Source organism: Allokutzneria albata, assembly GCF_900103775.1.
Classification (GTDB): Bacteria; Actinomycetota; Actinomycetes; order Mycobacteriales; family Pseudonocardiaceae; genus Allokutzneria; species Allokutzneria albata.
Genome location: NZ_LT629701.1, coordinates 2038606 through 2057787 on the forward strand (window position 1 = coordinate 2038606; position 19182 = coordinate 2057787).

Sequence of the window (19182 nt, forward strand, 5' to 3'; positions counted from 1 at the left end):
CATGCGGGACCTGACTCGACTGCCCAAGGCCCACCTGCACGTGCACCTGGAGAGCACGATCCGGTGGCAGACGCTGCACGAGATCGGTGCGGCCAACGGGGTCGAGGTCCCGGCGCACCTCGGCGACGGCACGACGGTGTTCACCGGGTTCCGCGAGTTCGCCGACGCCAACTCGATCATCCGGAGCTGCCTGCTGCGCCCGGAGGACTTCACCCGGATCGCGCTGGAGTTCTGCGAGGACGAGGCCGCTCAGGGCACCCGCTACGCCGAGGTCACGTTCACCGCGGCCGCGCACGGGGAACGCCTCGGCGACCTGGAGATGCCCCTCGAAGCGGTCCTGCGCGGGCTCGAAGAGGGCCAGCGCCGCCACGACATCGTCTGCCGCGTGATCCTGGACCACTCCCGCCGCCGTTCCGTCGAGCGCGCGTGGAAGACGCTGGAGCTGGCCGCGGCGCACGAGGAGGTGATCGGGATCGGCATGGCGGGCGAGGAGACCTACCCGCTCGCGCCGTTCGCCGAGGTGATCACCGCGGCGCAGGAGGCGGGCCTGCGCCTGCTGCACCACGCGGGCGAGGGCTGCGGGGCGGACAGCATCCGCGAGGCGATCCACATTGGACGGACGAGGCGCCTCGGCCACGGCGTGCGGGTGCTCGACGACGCGGAGCTGGTCGCGGAGGTGCGGGATCTCGCCATGCCCCTTGAGGTCTGCCCGTCCTCCAACGTGGTCCTCGGTGTCGCCGAGTCCTTCGCGGCGCACCCGCTCCCCCGGCTCGTCGACGCCGGGCTCGTCGTCACGCTCAACACCGACATCCCGAACATGACGGGGATCTCGCTGAGCGACGAGTTCGCCCGAGTTCGCGACGCGTTCGGCTGCACCGACTCCGAGCTGGCGTCGTTCGCGCGCGCCGGGGTGGACGCCTCGTACGCGGCGGACGAGCTGAAGACCAGGCTGCGTGAGGAGATCACTCAGTGGCTAGCGCGGCCTTGAGCTCCTGCGGAGACGGTGTCGCTGGTCCCCACCGACGGCGATCCGCTACTCGGCCGGGTGCTCCTCCGACTCGCGGAGGGCGCGCGCCGCCGCGGCCAGGACCTCGACCGGGTGATCACCGTCGAGCTGGACGAGCACGTGGTCGACGCCGAGCTCCTGGAGCCGCGCAAGGCCGTCGACCCACTGCCGGACCGAACCGCTGAGGATGCCCGCACCCGCGTCCGTGCGCAACACGACCGGCTTGCCTGCCGCGACGGAGATGTCCGCGGCGAGTAGGTCGAAGTCGTTGCGGTACGGGTGGATCCCGTCACCGATGCGGGCCGCCCGGCGCGCCCCGGCCGAGGTGGTGTAGCCGATGACGATCGGAATCCCCTTGTCCTGCAAGGGTTTCGGTCCGATGTCAGAGGCCGGGATGGGGTAGTGCTCGCCGTTGTGCGTCACGGGGTCGGGTCCCCAGACCGCGCGCATCGCCGCCACGTGGTCGTCCAGCCCGTGCCCCATGACCTGGCTCGACACCCCGGCGACGGAGAACTCCTCGGCCATCCACCCCGAGGTCAGCCCCGCGATCACCCGCCCACCGGAGAGCTGGTCGAGCGTGGCCAGCCGCCGCGCGAGCAGCACCGGCGGGTGGTAGAGCGCGTTGATCGCGCTGGTGCCCAACAGGATTCGCTCGGTGCGCGCGGCGACGAACGCCAACGTCTCGATCGGGTCGAACACGCACGAGTACGAGTCCGCGGGCATCGTCACCGGGACCGGGACCCCGGGCATGTCCACCGCGGCGTGCGGTCGCAGCCACCGGTCCATCACCCACACCGAGTCCAGACCGGCCTCCTCCGCGCGGACCGCCGCGGCCACCAACTCCCGGCCGTCGACGTTCGCCGCGCCGTTCCGCAGCGCCAGCCCCACCTTCATGCCGCACCTCCCTGAGCGTGACCACACGGTAGCCGCCGAAGAGGTTCGAGAAGACCGTGAATCCGTGATTCCGCGGAACCGACCACGAGGGCGGTCGTCATCAGCGGTGCGGCGAGCGGGACGAAGGCGATGCGGCGGACGACGGGCAGCTCGCCGACGGCGTAGAACGGCGTCCACGACGGATCAGCGCCCGCGATGTCCGCCAGCGTGTCGGTCAGGTTGGTGAACTCGGGTCCGCGCGGTGGGTCGATCCCGCGCTCGGCGAGGGCGGTCGTGATCAGGTCGTGGAACGGCGGATTGCGGTGCCGCGGGGCCAATCGGACCGGCAGGTCGGCGAGATCGCGCAGGTGCAGCTCCGCACGGTCGGCCAGGTGGTGGTCCGCGGGCAGGGCGACGATCAGCTGCTCAGTCCACATCGGACAAACGTGGAGGCCGGGCGTCGCGGTGAGGGCGCGGACGAACGCGGCGTCCAGCTCCCCGCCCCGGACGGCCTCCACCAGCTCGGTCTGCGGCGCGGTGGTCAACCGGACCCGCACGCTGTCCGGGAGTTCGTCCAGCACGCGCCGCACCTCCGGCCCCGGCGCCCGCCCCGAGCCCAGGCGCAGCACGAGCTCCTTGCCGGACTTGATGTCCTCGGCGGTGCTGCGCACCCTGTCGGCTGCGGCGAGCGCGGTGCGCGCTTCCGGCAGCAGGCGCTCCCCCTCGCCGGTGAGCCGCACGTGCCGCGTCGAGCGGTCGAACAACCGCACGCCCAGCTCGCGTTCGAGGCGGCGGATCTGCTGGCTGACCGCGGGTTGGACGATGTGCAGCCGCTCGGCCGCCCGCCCGAAGCCGCCCGAGTCCGCGACCTCGACGAAGTACCGCAGCTGCCGCAGCTCCACGCCCACCCCACTCATCACGATCGGTGATCACTGTGGGGAACAACCGGGTCTGGGTCCGTTGTTCCCACGCGGGTGTACTCGGGGCATGACACTGGTTTTCCGTGAAGAGGACGCCGAACTCCTGACCTACTCCCCCACGACGACCGGCCGCCTGCTCGCCGACAACGACGACACCGGTGGCAGCATCAGCGCCGGTCGGCTGAGCCTCGGCAGCGGCGCGGAGGGCGGCAAACCGCACTACCACGCCCGCTCCACCGAGGTCTTCTACGTGCTCGACGGGGAGCTGGAGATCATGCTCGACGACCGGCTGGAGCGCGTGGGCACGGGCGGCCTGGTCGTCGTGCCGCCGCTGATGCCGCACGCGTTCGGCGCACCCGCGGGCACCCACGCCGACCTGCTGATCTGGATCACGCCCGGGGTGCAGCGCTTCGACTACCTGCGGCACCTCGCCCGGGTCGCGCGCGGTGACATCCCGCCCGGCTCCGTCGCGGCCGATCCGGCCACCTACGACGTCTGCCCGGTCGACCGTCCGCTGTGGAGCACCACGCGGTAGTGCGTGGTGAGCCGGTTCTCGTCGTCCAGGACGTGGAAGGCCAGGCCGGGCGGCAGGTCCAGGCTCATCCCGCCGTGCTCCCACGGCAGCAGGCTCGTCGACACCACGCCGGGCGCGACCAGCAGCGGCCGCCCGGCGAAGGTCGTCACGGCGGCGGCGTGCGCGTGCCCGCACAGCACCCCGGCCACCCGCGGGTGCTTCTCGATCACGTTGGCGAGCCGGTCCGCTCCGCGCATGCCGAGCGCGTCGATGAAGGGCTCGTGCAGCTCGACCGGCGGGTGGTGCACGCAGACCAGCGCGGGCGCCTGTGGCGACACCTCGGTCAGGCGCTCGTCCAGCCACGCGATCGTGTCGTCGTCCAGCAGCCCCTCGTCACGGCCCGGGATCACGGAGTCGCACAGCAGGAACACCACGCCGCCGACCTCGCGGACGCGGTTGACCGGGGCGTCGGTCCCGGTCGGGTCCTCCACGCCGCCCGCATCGAAGTCCTTGTGCAGCAACACTTCCCGGAAGGTGCTGCGCGCGTCGTGGTTGCCGGGAAGCACCAGCACCGGAACGTCGGCGGACAGCGTGGCGCGTGCCTGCTCGTACTCCGCCTCGGTCCCGTGGTCGGTGATGTCGCCGCTGACCACGATCGCGTCCACCGGCGTGGACAAGCCCCTGAGGTAGGCCATCACCGCCGCGGCGCGCTCGGTCGCCCGCTCCCCGCCGTCGAAGTGGGTGTCGCTGATGTGCGCGATGACGATCATCGTTCTCCTCAGCTGCTCAGAAGGCGGGCCAGGGGATCGCGGGCCAGTCGCCGGAGGGCTGCGGGAACACGCCGGTCTCCAGCAACCGGGATATCCGGTCCTCGGTCGCGCGGATCTCCTTGCGGGTCAGGTGCTCCGCCAGCGCCCCGCCGAGGTCGCCGGCCAGCCGTTCGCGCAGCACCGTCAGCACCTCGGCGACCTGCTCCGGCAGCTCCTCGCCGATCCAGCCCCACAGCACCGTGCGCAGCTTGTCCTCGTGGTGCAGGCAGATGCCGTGGTCAACGCCGTAGACCGCGCCGTCCTTGGCGTGCAGCACGTGCCCGCCCTTGCGGTCGGCGTTGTTCAGCACCACGTCCAGGACCGCGAGCAGGCGCATGCTCGGGTGGTCGGCGTGCGCGAGCACCGCCGGGTCGCCGAATCGGTCGTGCGCCTCCAGCACCCTCCGCCAGCCCGGCTGCACCTCGTCCGGGGCGATGACGTCGACCAGGTCCGCCTCGGGCTCCACGTCCACCCAGAGCTGGACCATGCCGGGCCCGAACGGGCCGTCGCGCAGCGCGGTCGGCGGCACCAGCCCCCAGCCGGTCGCCTCCGAGACCAGGTAGCTGGCCACCTCGCGACCGGCGAGGGTGCCGTCTGGGAAGTCCCACAGCGGGCGCTCGCCGCGGATCGGCTTGTAGACCGCCTCGGCGCGCACCCCCTCGTGGCTGATCGAACCGAACAGGGTGGCGTTGGACGCGTCGACCAGCCGGCCCTGCACCTCGATCCGGCCGTGCCGGACCAGCTCCAGCGCGCCCACGTCACCCGGCCGCACTACTCGTCGGCCTCGTCGGCGACCGCGCCGCGGCGGTAGCCGTTCTGGCGCGGGCAGATGTGACCGTCCGCGTCCAGCGGCCCGTTGCACAGCGGGCACGGCTTGCGCCCCGCGGCGACGACCCGCTCGGCCCGCTGGGCGAAGGCCCGCGCCAGCACCGGGGTGAGGAAGACCCGCACCGCGTCCGGCCCCTCCTCGGTGTCGTCGAGCACGACCGACTCGTCGACCTCCTCCTCGGTGACCGCGAGCAGCTCGATGACCACGGCGTGGGACTCCGCGTCCCAGCCGAGGCCCATGGTGCCCACGCGGAACTCCTCGTCCAGCGGCACTTCCAGCGGCTGGTTGTCGACGACGTCGCCCGGCGTCGCGGCGGGCACATCGGCGCCGAAGCGCCGCTGCACCTCCTCCAGCAACGCCCCCAGCCGTTCGGCGAGCACGGCGACCTGCTGCTTCTCCAGCGACACGCTCACCGTCCTGCCGTCCTCGGAGGCTTGGAGGTAGAAGACGCGGTCACCGGGCTGCCCGACCGTTCCTGCGACGAAACGGTCCGGCGTGCGAAAGAGATGAATGATCCTGGCCATGGCACTGACGACCCTAGGACACGAAGGGCGTCGAGGCACATTCCCCGGTCCGATTTCTGATCACCCGCTCGGCCGGTTCGCCCGGTTTGCCCAGCACGTCCGGCCTGCCGGGGCAACCGCGCGGTTTCGCTCATCGCGAACAGGTGGTCCGGACCACTGCTTTTCAGGCAGCGCCATAATCGTCCACAGTAGACAGTGCTCGGCTGGCTACCCTCGTCCCGTGGTGATGATCTCGCCCTATGGGACCTGGGCTTCCCCGATCAGTTCGGCCGAGGCCGCCGCGGTGGCCTCCGGACCGCAGTGGGCCGGCCTGTACGCAGACCAGCTGTGGTGGGCGGAGGGCCAGCCGACCGAGGGCGGACGCGTCGCCCTGTTCCGAGCCCGCCCGGGTGCGGAGCCGGTCCGCGTGCTCGGCGCCCCGTGGAACGTCCGCAACCGCGTCCACGAGTACGGCGGCCGTCCCTACGTCGTGCTGGACGGGCCGCGGGTGGTCTTCACCAACTGGGACGACCAGCGCGTCTACCTGCTGGACCTCAGCGGGGGTGACGGCGAGCCCGTCCCGCTCACGCCGGAGCCCGCCACGCGCCACGGTCTGCGCTTCGGCGACCTCGTGGCCCGGCCCGGCGGCACCGAGGTGTGCTGCGTGCGCGAGGAGATCACCGGCCCCGGCCCCACCGACGTCCGCCGTTCGCTCGTGGCGATCGGCCTCGACGGCACTCTTCGCGAGCTGAAGTCCAGCCACCGCTTCATGACCGCGCCCCAGTGCAGCCCGGACGGCAGGCACATGGCGTGGATCGGCTGGAACCACCCGGACATGCCGTGGGACGCCACCGAACTGTGCGTCGCCCCCATCCGCCCGGACGGCTCCGTCGGCGCGCACCGCGTCCTCGCGGGCGGCCGGGACGAGGCGGTCTGCCAGGTCGAGTGGGCGGACAACGAGTCGGTCTACGGGGTCACCGACCCAGACGGCTGGTGGAACCTGTTCCGCATCGACCTCGACGGCACCGCGCGCAACGTCGCGCCGATCGCCGACGAGCTGGGCGGGCCGCTGTGGAAGCTCGGCGCACGCTGGTTCGCCCCGCTGAGCGACGGCAGGCACGCCGTCCTGCGCGCGGGTTCCCTCGCGGTGCTCGACGAGAGCGCGGGCACGGTCACCGATCTCGACCTGCCGCCGCTGTCGTGGTTACCACCGCTCGCCGGGTCCGGCTCGACGATCGTGGGCATCGCCAGCGGGCCGACCAGCCACGGCGCGGTGTACCGAGTCGATCTCGACACCGGCGACTGCGTCCGGGTCACCACCCCACCCGCCGGGCTGGACGACCCGGCGTGGCTGCCGGTCCCCGAGGCGCGCGTGTTCACCGGGCCGGACGGCCAGCGAATCCCGGCCTACCTCTACCCGCCGACCAGTCCCGACTTCGCGGCCCCCGAGGGCGAGCTGCCTCCTTATCTCGTGCACGTGCACGGCGGCCCGACCGGCCGCATCTCCGGGACGCTGGACAGCGAGTTCACGTACTTCACCAGCCGAGGCATCGGTGTCGTCGCGGTGAACTACGGCGGCTCCACGGGCTACGGCCGCGAGTTCCGGGAGCGACTGCGCGGGCAGTGGGGCGTCGTGGACGTGGAGGACTGCGCCGCGGTCGCGTCGGCGCTCGCCGCGGAGGGAACCGCGGACCCCGAACGGCTGGCGATCCGCGGCGGCAGCGCGGGTGGCTGGACCACGGCCGCGTCCCTCACCTCGGTGAAGGTCTACCGCTGCGGAGCGGCCTACTACCCGATCCTCGACCTGCTGGCCTGGGCGAGCGGCGAGACCCACGACTTCGAGTCCCAGTACCTGGACAGCATCGTCGGCAGGCTGCCCGAGACCGAGCAGCGCTACCTCGACCGCTCCCCCTGTTCCCGGGTGGATCGGCTCGCCGGACCGATCCTGATGCTCCAGGGTCTGGAGGACGAGATCTGCCCGCCCGTGCAGTGCGAGCGCTTCGCCGCGCAGCTCGCCGGGACCGGGATAGAGCACGCCTACCTGACTTTCGAGGGCGAACAGCACGGCTTCCGCAAGGCCGAGACGGTCGCCGCGGCGCTCGAAGCGGAGCTGTCCTTCTACGGACAGGTCCTAGGCTTCGTCCCCGTTGGTGTCCCGACCTTGGAGCTGAGCAGATGAGAGTCAGGCAACGCGCACGGCGCTTGCGTCCCGGGGACCGCGTGGCGGTGGTCGCGCCCGCGGGCCCGGTGCCGCCGAGCGTCCTCGAAGACGGCGTGCGCCTGCTGAAGTCCTGGGGACTGGAGGTCGTGGTCGGCGAGCACGTTCTCGACCAGCACCCGCACTTCGACTACCTGGCGGGCAGCGACGCTGACCGCGCCGCGGACTTCCAGAAGGCCTGGTGCGACCCGGACATCGCCGCCGTCCTGTGCGCGAGGGGCGGCTACGGCTGCCTCCGCATGCTGGACCTCGTCGACTGGCCCGCCATCGCCGCCGTGGCGCCGAAGATCTTCGCGGGTTCCAGTGACGTGACCGCGCTGCACGACGCCTTCGCCACCTACGTCGGTCAGTCGACGCTGTTCACCCCGATGAGCGCCAGCGTCGCGCTCACCGAGGACGCCCAGGCCGCGAAGTTGTTGCACACCATGCTCTTCGAGCCCGAGCAGGCCATGGTGATCGGCGCGGGCACCGGCGATCCGATCGTCGGCGGCACCGCTCGCGGCGTGCTCACCGGCGGCAACCTCAGCCTGATCGTCTCCGCGCTCGGCGCACCCGAGGCCCCGCCGCGCGCGGAGGGTGCCATCGCCGTCCTGGAGGACGTGACCGAGGAGGTGTACCGCCTCGATCGGCTGGTGACGCAACTGCTGCGCTCGGGGTGGTTCGAGGGTGTCGCCGGGATCGCGCTCGGTTCGTGGACCGACTGCGGCGGATTGCCGCAGGTCCGCGCGCTGATGGAGGACCGCCTGTCCGGCCTCGGCGTGCCGGTGGCCTGGGAGCTGGGCTTCGGTCACTGCGCCGGCCAGTACAGCCTCCCACTCGGCGTCGAGGCCGAGCTGGATGCCGACGCCGGAGTGCTCCGACTGACCGAGCCCGCCCTTACTTGACCGTCCGTTCCAAATGCCCCTAGGTCGCTTCGGGGCTGCGGCTCACTCTACGCCCCGATACTGGATCGCTCGGTCTTGAAAAGGGGTAGGGCAATGACGGAACTCGCGGGCGCGACGGCTCTGGTCACCGGCGGCGGTACGGGTATCGGCCGGGGCATCGCGCTGGCGCTGTCCGACGCGGGCGCCACGGTCGCCGTGCTCGGCCGGTCCAGGGAGCCTTTGGAGCAGACCGCGAAACTCATCTCCGACGCCGGTGGATCCGCCAGCGTCGTCACCGCGGATGTCACCGATTCCGCGTCCGTCTCGACCGCCGTGCGCACCGTCGTCGACCGCCACGGTTCCCTCGACGTCGCCGTCAACAACGCGGGCATCCTCACCGCGACCGGCCCGCTCACCGACATCGACGAGGAGCACTGGGACCGTCTGCTCACCGTCAACGTCACCGGCGTGATGCTGTCGATGAAGCACGAACTCCGCCAGATGACCGCCCAGGGCAGCGGCGTGATCATCAACGTCGCTTCGTCCATCGGCGCCCACAAGACCTTGCCCAACATGGCCGCCTACGGCGCCACCAAGGCCGCCGTGGTCGCGCTCACGAAGGCCGCCGCCCTCGACCACGTCGCCCAGGGCGTGCGCATCAACGCCGTCAGCCCCGGTTCCACCGACACCCCCATGTCGCTCCGCCCCGGAGAGACAGAGGACGACCGCGCCCGCCGCCTCCGCGCCGCCCTCCCCCTCGGCCGGGTGGGCCGCGTCGAGGAGATCGCCGCCGCCGTCCGCTACCTCGCCTCCCCCGACGCCGCGTTCATGATCGGCCAGACCCTCGTCCTCGACGGCGGCTCGGCGGCCTAGCCTCCCGGCTCACGACAAGAACGGAGCCGGTTCCGCGATCGGCTCCAGTTCTGTTCCGTAGACCCTGCCCCTGGGCGTGGTCTCCACATGCCGACGGCCCCGCAGGTTCTCGCCGGTTGCTGACGATCGCCGCGCACGTCGGATACCTGGCCGGATACCGGGCCGGTGGGGACGCGCCGCCCCCGTCGGCGTGCGGCGGCGTATTCGCGGTCTGCGTTCACTGCCGTGAACCGATAGTGAACTAATTCTTGCTATCTGTGTCCGATATCGATATGGCTCGACATCGGGCCGGTCATTGGCAGCCCTACGGCAACTGACGAGAAATCCTATTCGGAGCGCTCAACCGTAGGCGTGACGGTACTCAACGAGGGCCATAAAAACGACCACAGACACAGCGTCGCTGACAGATACATGAGGCGCCGACATCAAGCGAGGGATTATGAAGGACGCTGACCAGCCCCGAGTGGACCGGCGCCGCATGCTGCGGCTCTCCGGGGTCACAGCGGGCGCCGCACTCGTCACCGCGACGTACCCGGCACCGGCATCCGCCGCTCCACCGGTGGTCAAGGCGCCGATCACCCCACCAGAAGACCTCATGCGCGAGCACGGCGTGCTCACCCGGGTGCTGCTGGTCTACCGCGAGATCATCCACCGGATCGAGCACGGCGAAACCGTGCCCGTCTCGGAACTCCACGCCGCCGCGAGCATCATCCGCGTCTTCATCGAGGACCATCACGCGCGGCTGGAGGAACAGTATGTGTACGCCCCGCTCCGGCAAGCCCGAAAGCTCGCCAGCACCATCTCGACCCTGGTTCTGCAGCACCGGCGGGGCCGCGTCCTGACCGATCGGATCCTCGCTGTCACCCGCACCCCGGCCACCGCACCGGCTCGCCGTCGGCTGATCGACGACCTGGCGGTATTCGTCCGCATGTACGAAGTGCACGAAGCCCGCGAGGACACCGTTGTCTTCCCCGTCTTCCGCGAAACCGTCCCCGCCAAGCAGTTCAATGAGCTGAGCAGGATCCTGGAAGACGAAGAGGACCGCCGGTTCGGCACCCGGGGCTTCGCCTACATCGTCAACGAGGTCGCCGACATCGAAAAGGCCCTGGACATCCACGATCTGTCCCAGTTCACCCCGCCGCCCTCCTGACCACCACACACTCGCGTTCCCGCCGAGCTTTCGCCGACGAGAACCGGACGAGTCAGCGAGAAAATGAAGTACAACGTGGGACCCCTACAAGGCTCTTGTAGGGGTCCCACGCTTGTTGCGGGGCCGGTTCGATGACCGGCGAGGTCGTTGCGACCACCTTGCTCGTACTCCACAGCGGCAACCGAGCGCTCCCCAGGTCGTTCTCGACGATCAACCGCAGATCAGCCTCGCATCGCCTTGCCAAGCACCTTCTCGACGTCCCGGGAGCCGTTCACGCCGAGGTGCGCCCTGCCCGACGCGGCCCGGAAGCACCACCAGGAATCCCATCAAACCAGCGTCAACACCCGAGCCCCGTCCTCGGTAACCGCAATCGTGTGCTCAGAATGCGCCGCCCGAGACCCGTCAGCAGTCCGCAAAGTCCACCCATCCGAATCCGCCCGATAAGCGTCGAGCCCACCCCCGGTGAACATCGGCTCCACCGCCAACGTCAACCCCGGCCGCAACACCAACCCACGTCCGGCCCGGCCCTCATTCGCCACATGCGGGTCCTCGTGCATCGCGCGCCCGATCCCGTGCCCGCCGTGATCGGCCATGATCCCGTATCCGGCCTCGCGCGCGACGACACCGATGGCGTGCGCGATGTCCCCGAGCCGGTTGCCGGGCACGGCCGCGGCGATGCCCGCGGCGAGCGCGCGCTCGGTCGCCGCGATCAGCGCCAGGTCGGCCGGATCGGCGGCGCCCACGACGAAGCTGATCGTGGAGTCGCCGCACCAGCCGTCGAGCACGGCGGCGCTGTCGATGCTGACGAGATCGCCCTCGGCCAGGCGCAGGCGGCCGGGCACGCCGTGCACGATCGCGTCGTTGACGCTGGTGCAGATGGTGCCGGGGAACGGGCCCGGCGCCCACTCGGGGTGGTAGTGCAGGAAGGCCGGTTTGGCACCCGCCTCGGCGATCACGGTCGCGGCCACCTCGTCCAGCTCCAGCAGGGACACGCCGGGCCGGGCCGCGGCGCGGACGGTGGCCAGGGTGGTCGCGACGACGCGGCCCGCGGCGCGCATCGCCTCGATCTCCCCCGGGGTCTTCAACTCGATCACGGAACACCTCTCATGCGGGATAACTATACCGGTATTACTATCACAGCATGGTGCGAGTGCCGTTGAGCGAGTCCGAGCGGGAGCGGGGCGTGCGGCTGGGCCAGGCCCTGCGGGCGGCGCGGGCCGGGCGCAGCATGGCCGAGGTGGCCCTGAACGCGGGGATCTCCACCGAGACGCTGCGCAAGATCGAGACCGGTCGCATCCCGACGCCGGCCTTCTTCACCGTGGCCGCGCTCGCCGAGGCGCTCGGGCTGTCCATGGACACCCTCCTGCGCGAGGTGGCCGCACCGCCGGAGCCGCTGGTCAGATCATCCTGAGGACGCGACTCGGCCGGTTTTTCGTCACAAGAACATCACGGTGCGCGAGCGGCGCATTCACCGTCCCATCCCGTGGATGCGGCCGTCCGGGTGATGATCGTTCTCAACCGGGAGATCCGCGATCCCCTGTGCGACAGGGGAATCCCCCAGCTCACCGGCCTCTTGGGACGGTTCGGCCGCGGCGGCGCGCAAGACCGGCCAAGGGATTCCGTCAGGAAGCGGTGGCTCATGAGCCGACTTCGTGATTGACTCTGCGCGGTCGTCAGTTTCGTGTGGTTCAAGCTCGCGGAACGGAACATGCGGGCGTTGTTTTCTCCAGGTTCGGCCGGAGAAGTCGCGTGCAGTACCGACCAGGAGGTCGCGACCGCGACCCCCTACCCCGGCACCTGTCGAGGAGACTAGTTACATGGCAACACAGGGCACCGTGAAGTGGTTCAACTCCGAGAAGGGCTTCGGCTTCATCACCCCGGACAACGGCGGCGCTGACGTCTTCGTCCACTACTCGGAGATCCAGACCAGCGGCTACCGCAGCCTGGAGGAGAACCAGCGGGTCGAGTTCGAGATCGGCCAGGGCCAGAAGGGCCCGCAGGCGCAGCAGGTCCGCCCGCTGTCCTGACGCTCTTCACCGAAGCGGCCCCCCGGCTCAGCTGAGCCGGGGGGCCGCTTTCGTCCGCGCTACCGGGCGCGGTAGGGCTTGAGCTCGCGCCGGGCCAGCGACATCCGGTGCACCTCGTCGGGACCGTCGGCGAAGCGCAGCAGCCGCGCCTGCACCCACAGCTGGGCCAGCGGGAAGTCCTGGCTGATCCCGGCGCCGCCGTGGGCCTGGATGGCCTTGTCGACCACCCACTCGGCCATCAGCGGGGTGGCGATCTTGATGGCCTGGATCTCGGTGTGCGCGCCGCGGTTGCCCACGGTGTCCATCAGCCAGGCCGTCTTCAGCACCAGCAGCCTGGCCTGCTCGATCCGCACCCGGGACTCGGCGATCCACTCCTGGACCACGCCCTGGTCGGCCAGCGGCTTGCCGAAGGCGACGCGGTCCACGGCGCGACGGCACAACAGCTCCAGTGCCCGCTCGGCCATGCCGATCAGCCGCATGCAGTGGTGGATGCGGCCGGGACCGAGCCGGGCCTGCGCGATCGCGAAGCCCTTGCCCTGCCCGCCGACCACGTTGGCAACGGGCACGCGCACGTCGCGGAACTCGATCTCGGCGTGCCCGCCGTGCGCGGAGTCGGTGTAGCCGAACACCGTCATCCCCCGCTTGACGTGCACTCCGGGCGTGTCCCTCGGCACGAGCACCATGCTCTGCCGCTGGTGCCGGTCGGCGTCGGGATCGGTCTGCCCCATCACGATGAAGATCGCGCAGTTCGGGTTCATCGCGCCCGAGGACCACCACTTGCGACCGTTGATCACGTAGTGGTCACCGTCGCGCTCGATGCGGGTGGCGATGTTGCCGGCGTCGGAGGAGGCCACGTCGGGCTCGGTCATGCAGAAGGCGGAGCGGATCTCGCCTTCGAGCAACGGCTTGAGCCAGCGGTCCTTCTGCTCCTCGCTGCCGAACTCCGCCAGCAGTTCCATGTTGCCGGTGTCCGGTGCCGCGCAGTTCAGCGCCTCGGGCGCGATGGCGGGGCTGCGCCCGGTGATCTCCGCCAGCGGCGCGTACTGGAGGTTGCTCAGCCCGGCCCCGTACCGCGGGTCGGGCAGGAAGAGGTTCCACAGCCCGGCCTCGCGCGCCTCGGCCTTCAGCCCCTCCAGCACCGGCGGCGCCGACCAGCTCTCCGGCGCGGCCGCCAGCTGCTCGTGGTGGACGGCCTCGGCCGGGTAGACGTGGTTCTCCATGAACTCGGTCAGCCGGGCCTGGTACTCCCGGGTGGTCTCGTCGGTGGTGAAGTCCATCTACAGTTCCCCCTCCAGCGCGGCGATGCCGCCCTTGGCCAGCGGCCCGACCATCTGCCCCAGCAGCTCGAACCCGGCGCCCACGGTCTTGCCCTGGGTGTGCCGGTAGTGGATGCCCTCGACGATCACGCCGAGCTTGAAGTGCCCGAACGCCACGTACCACGGCAGCTCGGCCGGGTCGACGCCGGTGCGGGCGGTGTAGCGGGCGACCAGCTCGGCCGAGGACGGGAAGCCGGGCATGCCCGCGAAGCTGTCGGCGATCGCGTCGCCGATCCCGGTCAGCCGGTCCCAGTAGACGACCAGCAGCCCGAGGTCGGCCAGCGGGTCGCCGAGCGTGGCCATCTCCCAGTCCAGCACCGCGCTGATCCGAACCGGATCACTCGCCACGAGCACGTTGTCCAGGCGGTAGTCGCCGTGCACGATCGCGGCCCGGCCGCTGTCGGGAACGTCGGCGCCCAGGCGCTCGCTCAGCTCGTCCAGCTCCGGCACCGGGCGGCTGCGGGAGGCGTCGAGCTGCTTGCGCCAGCGCGCAAGCTGGCGGGCCATGAAGCCCTCCGGTCGCCCGAAGTCGCCGAGCCCGACCGCCGCGGGGTCGACGGAGTGCAGGTCGACCAGCACGTCCACCAGCTGCGCGGAGAGCCGGTGCGCACCGTCCTCTCCCAGCGCTTCGGCCTGCTTCCTGCGGCGCAGCACGGTGCCCGGAGCCCGCTCCATCAGGTAGAACGGCGCGCCGAGCACGTCGGGGTCGGTGCACAGCAGCTCCGCGCGCGGCACCGGGACCGGGGTCGGGCCGAGCGCGGAGATCACCCGGTACTCCCTGGCCATGTCGTGCGCGGTGGCCAGCACGTGGCCCAGCGGTGGCCTGCGCAGCACCCATTCGGTGCCGCCCGCGTCGGTGAGCAGGTAGGTCAGGTTGGACCGGCCGCCCGCGATCAGCTCCGCGGTGAGCGGGCCGGTGAGCAGGCCGGGGCGTTCGCGGTGCAGGTACGACTCGGCCGCGGCCAGGTCGAGTCCCGGTAGTGGGCTCACGACGCTCCTTCTCGCAGTTCGTCGGCCAGCGCCGGGACGAGCCCGGCGACGGCGGGGATGGTGGCGGCGGAGTCGGTGTGCAGCAGCGCCCGCATCCCGGCGAGGATCGCCCCGTCCACGTTGGGCTGCGCGTCGTCGAGGAACAGGCACTGCCCGGGCGGCAGGTCCAGCCGCTCGGCCGTGAGGTGGTAGATGCGCTCCTCCGGCTTGCGCATGCCGACCTCGCCGCTGATCACGAGCACGTCGAACAGCGGGGTGAGCACGTCCATCGGATAGCTGTTGCCCCAGCTGTTGGACAGCAAGGCGGTGCGCAGCCCGGCCGTGCGCGCCGTGCGCAGCAGGTCCAGCATGTCCGCGTCCGGCCGGACAGTGGCGAAGGCTCTGTCCAGCAAGCCTTCCGCCACGATCGGCCGCCCGTCCACAGTGGTCAGTCGAGCGGCCAGGAGGCGGTTGAACTCCGCGACCTCCAGCTCGCCGCGCTCCAGCCGGTGCACCGGCGAGTCCGGCGGCGCGTCCCGGCCGAGCCAGTCGCGCAGCATCTCGGTGTAGGTGTCGGTTTCGATGCCCTCCGCGGCCAGCCACGAGGCGAAGGACGGGCCGATCCGCGTGGTGAGCACCCCGCCGTAGTCGACGACGAGCGCGCGCACAGGATCCTCAGCGACCATTCCCCCGACATTACCGACCAGTAGCCCACCCGCCTACCCCGCCTCGCCGCACCCGACCCGTTGACCGCTGTCGTTCGGATATGGGAACTTCCTTGCGCCGCCGTGTCCATCGCCGCAGTTCGTCGCCGCCACCGACGAAAGGCAAGCACGATGAGGACCCGCCTCGCCCTGCTCCCGGCCGCGCTCCTGCTCCTCACCACCGGCGCCGCACCGGCAGCCGCCGCGCCCGGCCAGGTGCTCTTCGACGACTTCAGCTATGCCGGCTCCGCCGATCCCCTTGTGGGGCAACACGGTTGGCGCATCCGCGACTACCAGGGCGGACCGGGCGTGCCCGGCGCGGTGTGGTCGCCGAGCCAGGTGAGCTTCCCCGGCTCCGGCCCGGGCAAGGCCCTGCGCCTGACCGGCACGACCGACGGGACCGCCGCGGGGACCCGGCAGGCGGAGATCTCCCACCAGCGCAAGTTGTTCGAGGGCACCTACTCCGCCCGGGTCCGGTTCAGCGACCGGCCGGTGTGGGGGCCGGACGGCGATCGGCTGGTGCAGACCTTCTTCACCATCACCCCGCTGGCCTATCCGCGCGATCCCGACTACAGCGAGCAGGACTTCGAGTACCTGCCCAACGGCGGATGGGGCACCGAGGGCCCGACGATGTTCTGCACCAGCTACGAGACCTACCAGGCCGATCCGTGGTGGGTGGACAACGAGTCCCGCCAGGAGCCGGGCAGCCTCGAAGGCTGGCACGTGCTGACCTTGCAGGTCGTGACCGGCACCTTGCGCTACTTCGTCGACGACCGACTGGTGGTCGAGCACGGCGGGCGGGTCTACCCGGAGACCAGGCAGATGATCAACTTCAGCCAGTGGTTCATCGAGCTGGTCGGCGGTGGCGCCCGCGCGTACGAAATGGACGCGGACTGGGTGTACCACGCCGCCGACGAGCGGCTCTCGCCCGCTCAGGTCCGTGACCGCGTAGCCGCCCATCGCGGCGCTGGACGGTCCTTTTTGGACACCGTAGACCCGCTTGCGGGGTCGAGCATCCGCGCTGTGCCCGCGATATAGGGTTGGCGGATGGACCCGCGCAAGGCACGCACGCTGAACGCGCTGCTCACCGCGGCGGAGGAGATCTTCCGGACACGCTCGGTCGACGACGTCACCGTCGAGGAGATCGCCGAGCGCGCCGGGGTCGCGGTCGGGTCCATCTACAACAACTTCGGTTCCAAGGCCGGTCTGCACGCGGCGGTCGTCGAGCGCGCGATCGACGACAACCGCGATCACATGGACCGCGCGTACGTCCGGGGCGGCTCCGCGCTCGACCGCATCCGGGCCGCGTCCGACGCGTACCTGGACTTCTACCTCGCCAACCCGGACTACTTCCGGATGCTGGCCTTCCCCCAGGCGCCCGGGCAGTACGCCGCGGGCCGGGAGCTGGCGACGCGGCTGGCCCGCGCGGTGGACGAGCAGAACGACAGGCTGGTCGCGACGCTGCGGGAAGGCGTCGAGTCCGGGGAGCTGCGCCCGGTCGACCCCGAGCAGGTCGCGACCGTGCTGTGGGCGGCGTGGAACGGCATCATCAGCCTGCACTGGCGTCCGGACGACCTGCGGCGCGACGAGGCCGGGCTGCGCGGGTTGCTCGCAGCGGCCAGCGACGTCATCGCGGAGGGCCTGCTGCCCAGGCCGTGATCGGCGGACGCGCCCCAGATCGGGTGACGCCGATACGGCTTCGCAATGCGACTGCATTATTATGCGTGCCGAAAGACGTCGCCGTTTCCGGAAGCATGGTGCTCGCGTGCCCAAGCAGGTCGATCACGAGCAACGCCGTCGGCACATCGCCGAGGCGGTGCTGCGGATCACCAGCCGGGACGGGCTGGAGGCGGTGAGCCTGCGCGACGTGGCCCGCGAGGCCGGCGTGTCCATGGGCTCGGTCCAGCACTACTTCAAGACCAAGGACGACATGCTCGTCTTCGCCCTGGAGCGGGTCGTGGAGAGCGCGCGGGAGCGCATCCGCGCCCGGCTGGAGCCGCTGCTGCCGCCGACCTCGCTGCGGGAGCTGTTCCGGGCGATCGTGGTGGCGGGTCTGCCGATGGACCCGGAGAGCATCGAGGAGGCGCGGGTGATCATCGCCTTCGACTCCCGCTCCCACGTCAACCCCCGGCTGGCCGAGATCAACCAGCGGATCTACACCGAGGCGCTGGAGTCGCTGACCGAGCAGTTCGAGGGCCTGCGGGAGATGGGCGGTTTCCCGGCCGACCGCGATCCGAAGCTGGAGGCGGGCACCTTCCTCGCGGTGGCGGACGGGTTGCGCGCGGCCGTGGTGCTCGGCTCGCTGAGCAAGGAGGACGCGGCGCGGATCGCCGAGTACCACGTGGACACCGTCTTCGGGCCGGAGTGACGCGTTTGTGCAAGCGCCGGGCGGGTCCGGCGCCGAAGATTGACCCGTGACGAGAAAGATCACCTCTCAGCAGCGCCGCGCCCGGATCGGCGCCCGGCACCTCCTCGCCCCGTCGCGGCGGGCCGGCACCGTCACCGAGGTGGCCGACGCCGTGGTCGCGCTGCACGCGACCGATCCGGCCACCGTGTTCCTCTCCGCGTGGGCGCGGATGCGCGAGGCGGACCTCAGCGCGATGACCGAGGAGCTGTTCGAGGACATGGGGCGGCTGTTGTGCATGCGTCGCACCATGTTCGTGGTCTCGGCGGCCGTGGCGCCCGCGGTGTGGTCCTCGACCGCGCGCACGATCGCCACGAAGCAGCAGACGCTGTTGTTGAAGTACCTCGACGAAGGCGGCGGCTGGGACGCGAAGTGGTTGGCGGAGGCGCAGGAGGCGGTTCTGGCCGTGCTGCGCGAGCGCGGTGAAGCGACCGCGGCGGAGCTGTCCGCGGTGGTTCCGCAGCTCCGCGAGAAAGTGGTCGTCGCGGCCGGAAAGCCTTATGAGGCAGTGCAAACCGTGTGCTCGCGAGTGTTGCGCGGACTGTCGGTGGAGGGGCTGATCCGACGCACCGCGCCGCGCGGGTCGTGGACCAGCAACCAGTTCGGGTGGACGCTCGGGACACGGACACCGGAGCCGCCGCCCGCCGAGGCCAGGGCCGAGCTGGTGCGGCGGTGGCTGGAGCGGTTCGGCCCCGGCACCCTCGACGACATCAAGTGGTGGACCGGCTGGGGCCTCGGCGACACCCGCAGGGCGCTCGCCGCCATCGACGCCGAGGTCGTCGCCCTCGACGACGGTGAAGGATTCGATCTCCCGGGCGCCTCGGAGGAAACCGGGGAATGGGTGGCGTTGCTGCCGGCGCTGGACCCGACACCGATGGGCTGGAAGCACCGCGACTGGTACTTGCCGCAGGCGCACCGGTCGGCGCTGTTCGACACCTCCGGCAACGTGGGGCCGACGGTGTGGCGCGGCGGCGAGGTGATCGGCGGCTGGGCCCAGCGCAAGGACGGCACGATCGGGGTCCGGCTCTTCGGCAAGCAGCCCCGGTCGGTCGTGCGCGCGGTGGACGCGGAGGCGGAGCGGCTGCGCGCGTGGATCGGCGACGTGCGTTTCGTCCCGCGTTTCCACACACCACTCGAACGCGAAATCACGTCCAAGGGTAGGTAGTTCCACTTATTCTTTTTATTTCATATTTGCAACGGCGCC

21 protein-coding genes are annotated in these 19182 nt (G+C 71.0%); 12 read left to right on the forward strand and 9 right to left on the reverse strand.

The window, feature by feature from the left end; all coding sequences use genetic code 11:
- Nucleotide 1 precedes the first annotated feature (1 nt).
- A complete protein-coding gene (add, locus tag BLT28_RS09190) occupies nt 2–988 on the forward strand; it encodes an adenosine deaminase (RefSeq protein WP_030431655.1) in 987 nt (328 codons plus the stop codon).
- Nucleotides 989–1033: 45 nt separating this feature from the next.
- Here add and BLT28_RS09195 read toward each other — a convergent pair whose 3' ends face one another.
- Both BLT28_RS09195 and BLT28_RS09200 read right to left on the reverse strand, forming a co-directional pair.
- Nucleotides 1034–1900 carry a TIGR03619 family F420-dependent LLM class oxidoreductase gene (locus BLT28_RS09195; RefSeq protein WP_052407754.1) on the reverse strand — a complete coding sequence of 289 codons (867 nt, stop codon included), beginning with the start codon at nt 1898–1900 and terminating at the stop codon, nt 1034–1036.
- Entirely contained in the window at nt 1897–2796 is a 900-nt protein-coding gene (locus BLT28_RS09200; RefSeq protein ID WP_231950701.1) for a LysR family transcriptional regulator, read from the reverse strand. The genes BLT28_RS09195 and BLT28_RS09200 overlap by 4 nt, the downstream gene beginning before the upstream one ends.
- Before the next feature lie 70 nt (nt 2797–2866).
- On the opposite strand from BLT28_RS09200, the gene BLT28_RS09205 reads away from it, so the two are divergent.
- Entirely contained in the window at nt 2867–3334 is a 468-nt protein-coding gene (locus tag BLT28_RS09205; RefSeq protein WP_043812984.1) for a cupin domain-containing protein, read from the forward strand.
- On the opposite strand, the gene BLT28_RS09210 is transcribed toward BLT28_RS09205, so the two are convergent.
- The 3 genes from BLT28_RS09210 to BLT28_RS09220 are packed head-to-tail and all read right to left on the reverse strand — an operon-like array spanning nt 3286 to nt 5475.
- On the reverse strand, nt 3286–4083 hold the full coding sequence (locus tag BLT28_RS09210) for a phosphodiesterase (RefSeq protein ID WP_030431651.1): 798 nt from the start codon (nt 4081–4083) through the stop codon (nt 3286–3288). The two genes, BLT28_RS09205 and BLT28_RS09210, sit on opposite strands and share 49 nt — an antisense overlap.
- Nucleotides 4084–4099: 16 nt before the next feature.
- A complete protein-coding gene (locus tag BLT28_RS09215) occupies nt 4100–4894 on the reverse strand; it encodes an SCO1664 family protein (protein ID WP_030431650.1) in 795 nt (264 codons plus the stop codon).
- Entirely contained in the window at nt 4894–5475 is a 582-nt protein-coding gene (locus BLT28_RS09220) for a DUF3090 domain-containing protein (protein ID WP_030431649.1), read from the reverse strand. The genes BLT28_RS09215 and BLT28_RS09220 overlap by 1 nt, the downstream gene beginning before the upstream one ends.
- A gap of 220 nt (nt 5476–5695) precedes the next feature.
- On the opposite strand from BLT28_RS09220, the gene BLT28_RS09225 reads away from it, so the two are divergent.
- From BLT28_RS09225 to BLT28_RS09240, 4 genes are all read left to right on the forward strand, one after another.
- A complete protein-coding gene (locus BLT28_RS09225; protein ID WP_156051316.1) occupies nt 5696–7633 on the forward strand; it encodes a prolyl oligopeptidase family serine peptidase in 1938 nt (645 codons plus the stop codon).
- Nucleotides 7630–8556 carry a S66 peptidase family protein gene (locus tag BLT28_RS09230; protein WP_030431647.1) on the forward strand — a complete coding sequence of 309 codons (927 nt, stop codon included), beginning with the start codon at nt 7630–7632 and terminating at the stop codon, nt 8554–8556. Before BLT28_RS09225 ends, BLT28_RS09230 begins: the two co-directional genes overlap by 4 nt.
- A gap of 93 nt (nt 8557–8649) precedes the next feature.
- Nucleotides 8650–9408, forward strand: a complete 759-nt coding sequence (locus tag BLT28_RS09235; protein WP_030431646.1) for an SDR family NAD(P)-dependent oxidoreductase — start codon at nt 8650–8652, stop codon at nt 9406–9408.
- Nucleotides 9409–9886: 478 nt separating this feature from the next.
- Nucleotides 9887–10558 (forward strand): hemerythrin domain-containing protein, encoded by a 672-nt coding sequence (locus BLT28_RS09240; RefSeq protein WP_197684003.1) that lies wholly within the window; start codon nt 9887–9889, stop codon nt 10556–10558.
- A 326-nt stretch (nt 10559–10884) separates the two neighbouring features.
- On the opposite strand, the gene map is transcribed toward BLT28_RS09240, so the two are convergent.
- Complete coding sequence (map, locus tag BLT28_RS09245) at nt 10885–11652, reverse strand: type I methionyl aminopeptidase (protein WP_030431644.1); 768 nt, start codon at nt 11650–11652, stop codon at nt 10885–10887.
- Between the two features lie 47 nt (nt 11653–11699).
- Here map and BLT28_RS09250 point away from each other — a divergent pair, with 47 nt between their 5' ends.
- On the forward strand, nt 11700–11969 hold the full coding sequence (locus BLT28_RS09250) for a helix-turn-helix domain-containing protein (protein WP_030431643.1): 270 nt from the start codon (nt 11700–11702) through the stop codon (nt 11967–11969).
- A gap of 406 nt (nt 11970–12375) precedes the next feature.
- The gene (gene cspE / locus BLT28_RS09255; protein WP_030431642.1) at nt 12376–12585 is read left to right on the forward strand and encodes a transcription antiterminator/RNA stability regulator CspE; all 210 of its coding nucleotides are present in this window, start codon (nt 12376–12378) and stop codon (nt 12583–12585) included.
- 59 nt (nt 12586–12644) lie between these two features.
- Here cspE and BLT28_RS09260 read toward each other — a convergent pair whose 3' ends face one another.
- The 3 genes from BLT28_RS09260 to BLT28_RS09270 are packed head-to-tail and all read right to left on the reverse strand — an operon-like array spanning nt 12645 to nt 15556.
- On the reverse strand, nt 12645–13862 hold the full coding sequence (locus tag BLT28_RS09260; RefSeq protein ID WP_030431641.1) for an acyl-CoA dehydrogenase family protein: 1218 nt from the start codon (nt 13860–13862) through the stop codon (nt 12645–12647).
- Nucleotides 13863–14891 carry a phosphotransferase family protein gene (locus BLT28_RS09265; RefSeq protein WP_030431640.1) on the reverse strand — a complete coding sequence of 343 codons (1029 nt, stop codon included), beginning with the start codon at nt 14889–14891 and terminating at the stop codon, nt 13863–13865.
- Entirely contained in the window at nt 14888–15556 is a 669-nt protein-coding gene (locus tag BLT28_RS09270; protein ID WP_030431639.1) for an HAD family hydrolase, read from the reverse strand. The genes BLT28_RS09265 and BLT28_RS09270 overlap by 4 nt, the downstream gene beginning before the upstream one ends.
- A gap of 150 nt (nt 15557–15706) precedes the next feature.
- Here BLT28_RS09270 and BLT28_RS09275 point away from each other — a divergent pair, with 150 nt between their 5' ends.
- The 4 genes from BLT28_RS09275 (at nt 15707) to BLT28_RS09290 (ending at nt 19143) form a co-directional block, all read left to right on the forward strand.
- The gene (locus tag BLT28_RS09275; RefSeq protein ID WP_030431638.1) at nt 15707–16612 is read left to right on the forward strand and encodes a glycoside hydrolase family 16 protein; all 906 of its coding nucleotides are present in this window, start codon (nt 15707–15709) and stop codon (nt 16610–16612) included.
- Between the two features lie 9 nt (nt 16613–16621).
- Nucleotides 16622–17233 carry a TetR/AcrR family transcriptional regulator gene (locus BLT28_RS09280; RefSeq protein WP_030431637.1) on the forward strand — a complete coding sequence of 204 codons (612 nt, stop codon included), beginning with the start codon at nt 16622–16624 and terminating at the stop codon, nt 17231–17233.
- A gap of 106 nt (nt 17234–17339) precedes the next feature.
- Nucleotides 17340–17942: a TetR/AcrR family transcriptional regulator gene (locus BLT28_RS09285; RefSeq protein ID WP_030431636.1), complete on the forward strand. Its 603-nt coding sequence runs from the start codon at nt 17340–17342 to the stop codon at nt 17940–17942.
- A 46-nt stretch (nt 17943–17988) separates the two neighbouring features.
- A complete protein-coding gene (locus tag BLT28_RS09290) occupies nt 17989–19143 on the forward strand; it encodes a winged helix DNA-binding domain-containing protein (RefSeq protein ID WP_030431635.1) in 1155 nt (384 codons plus the stop codon).
- The last annotated feature ends 39 nt before the right edge of the window (nt 19144–19182 follow it).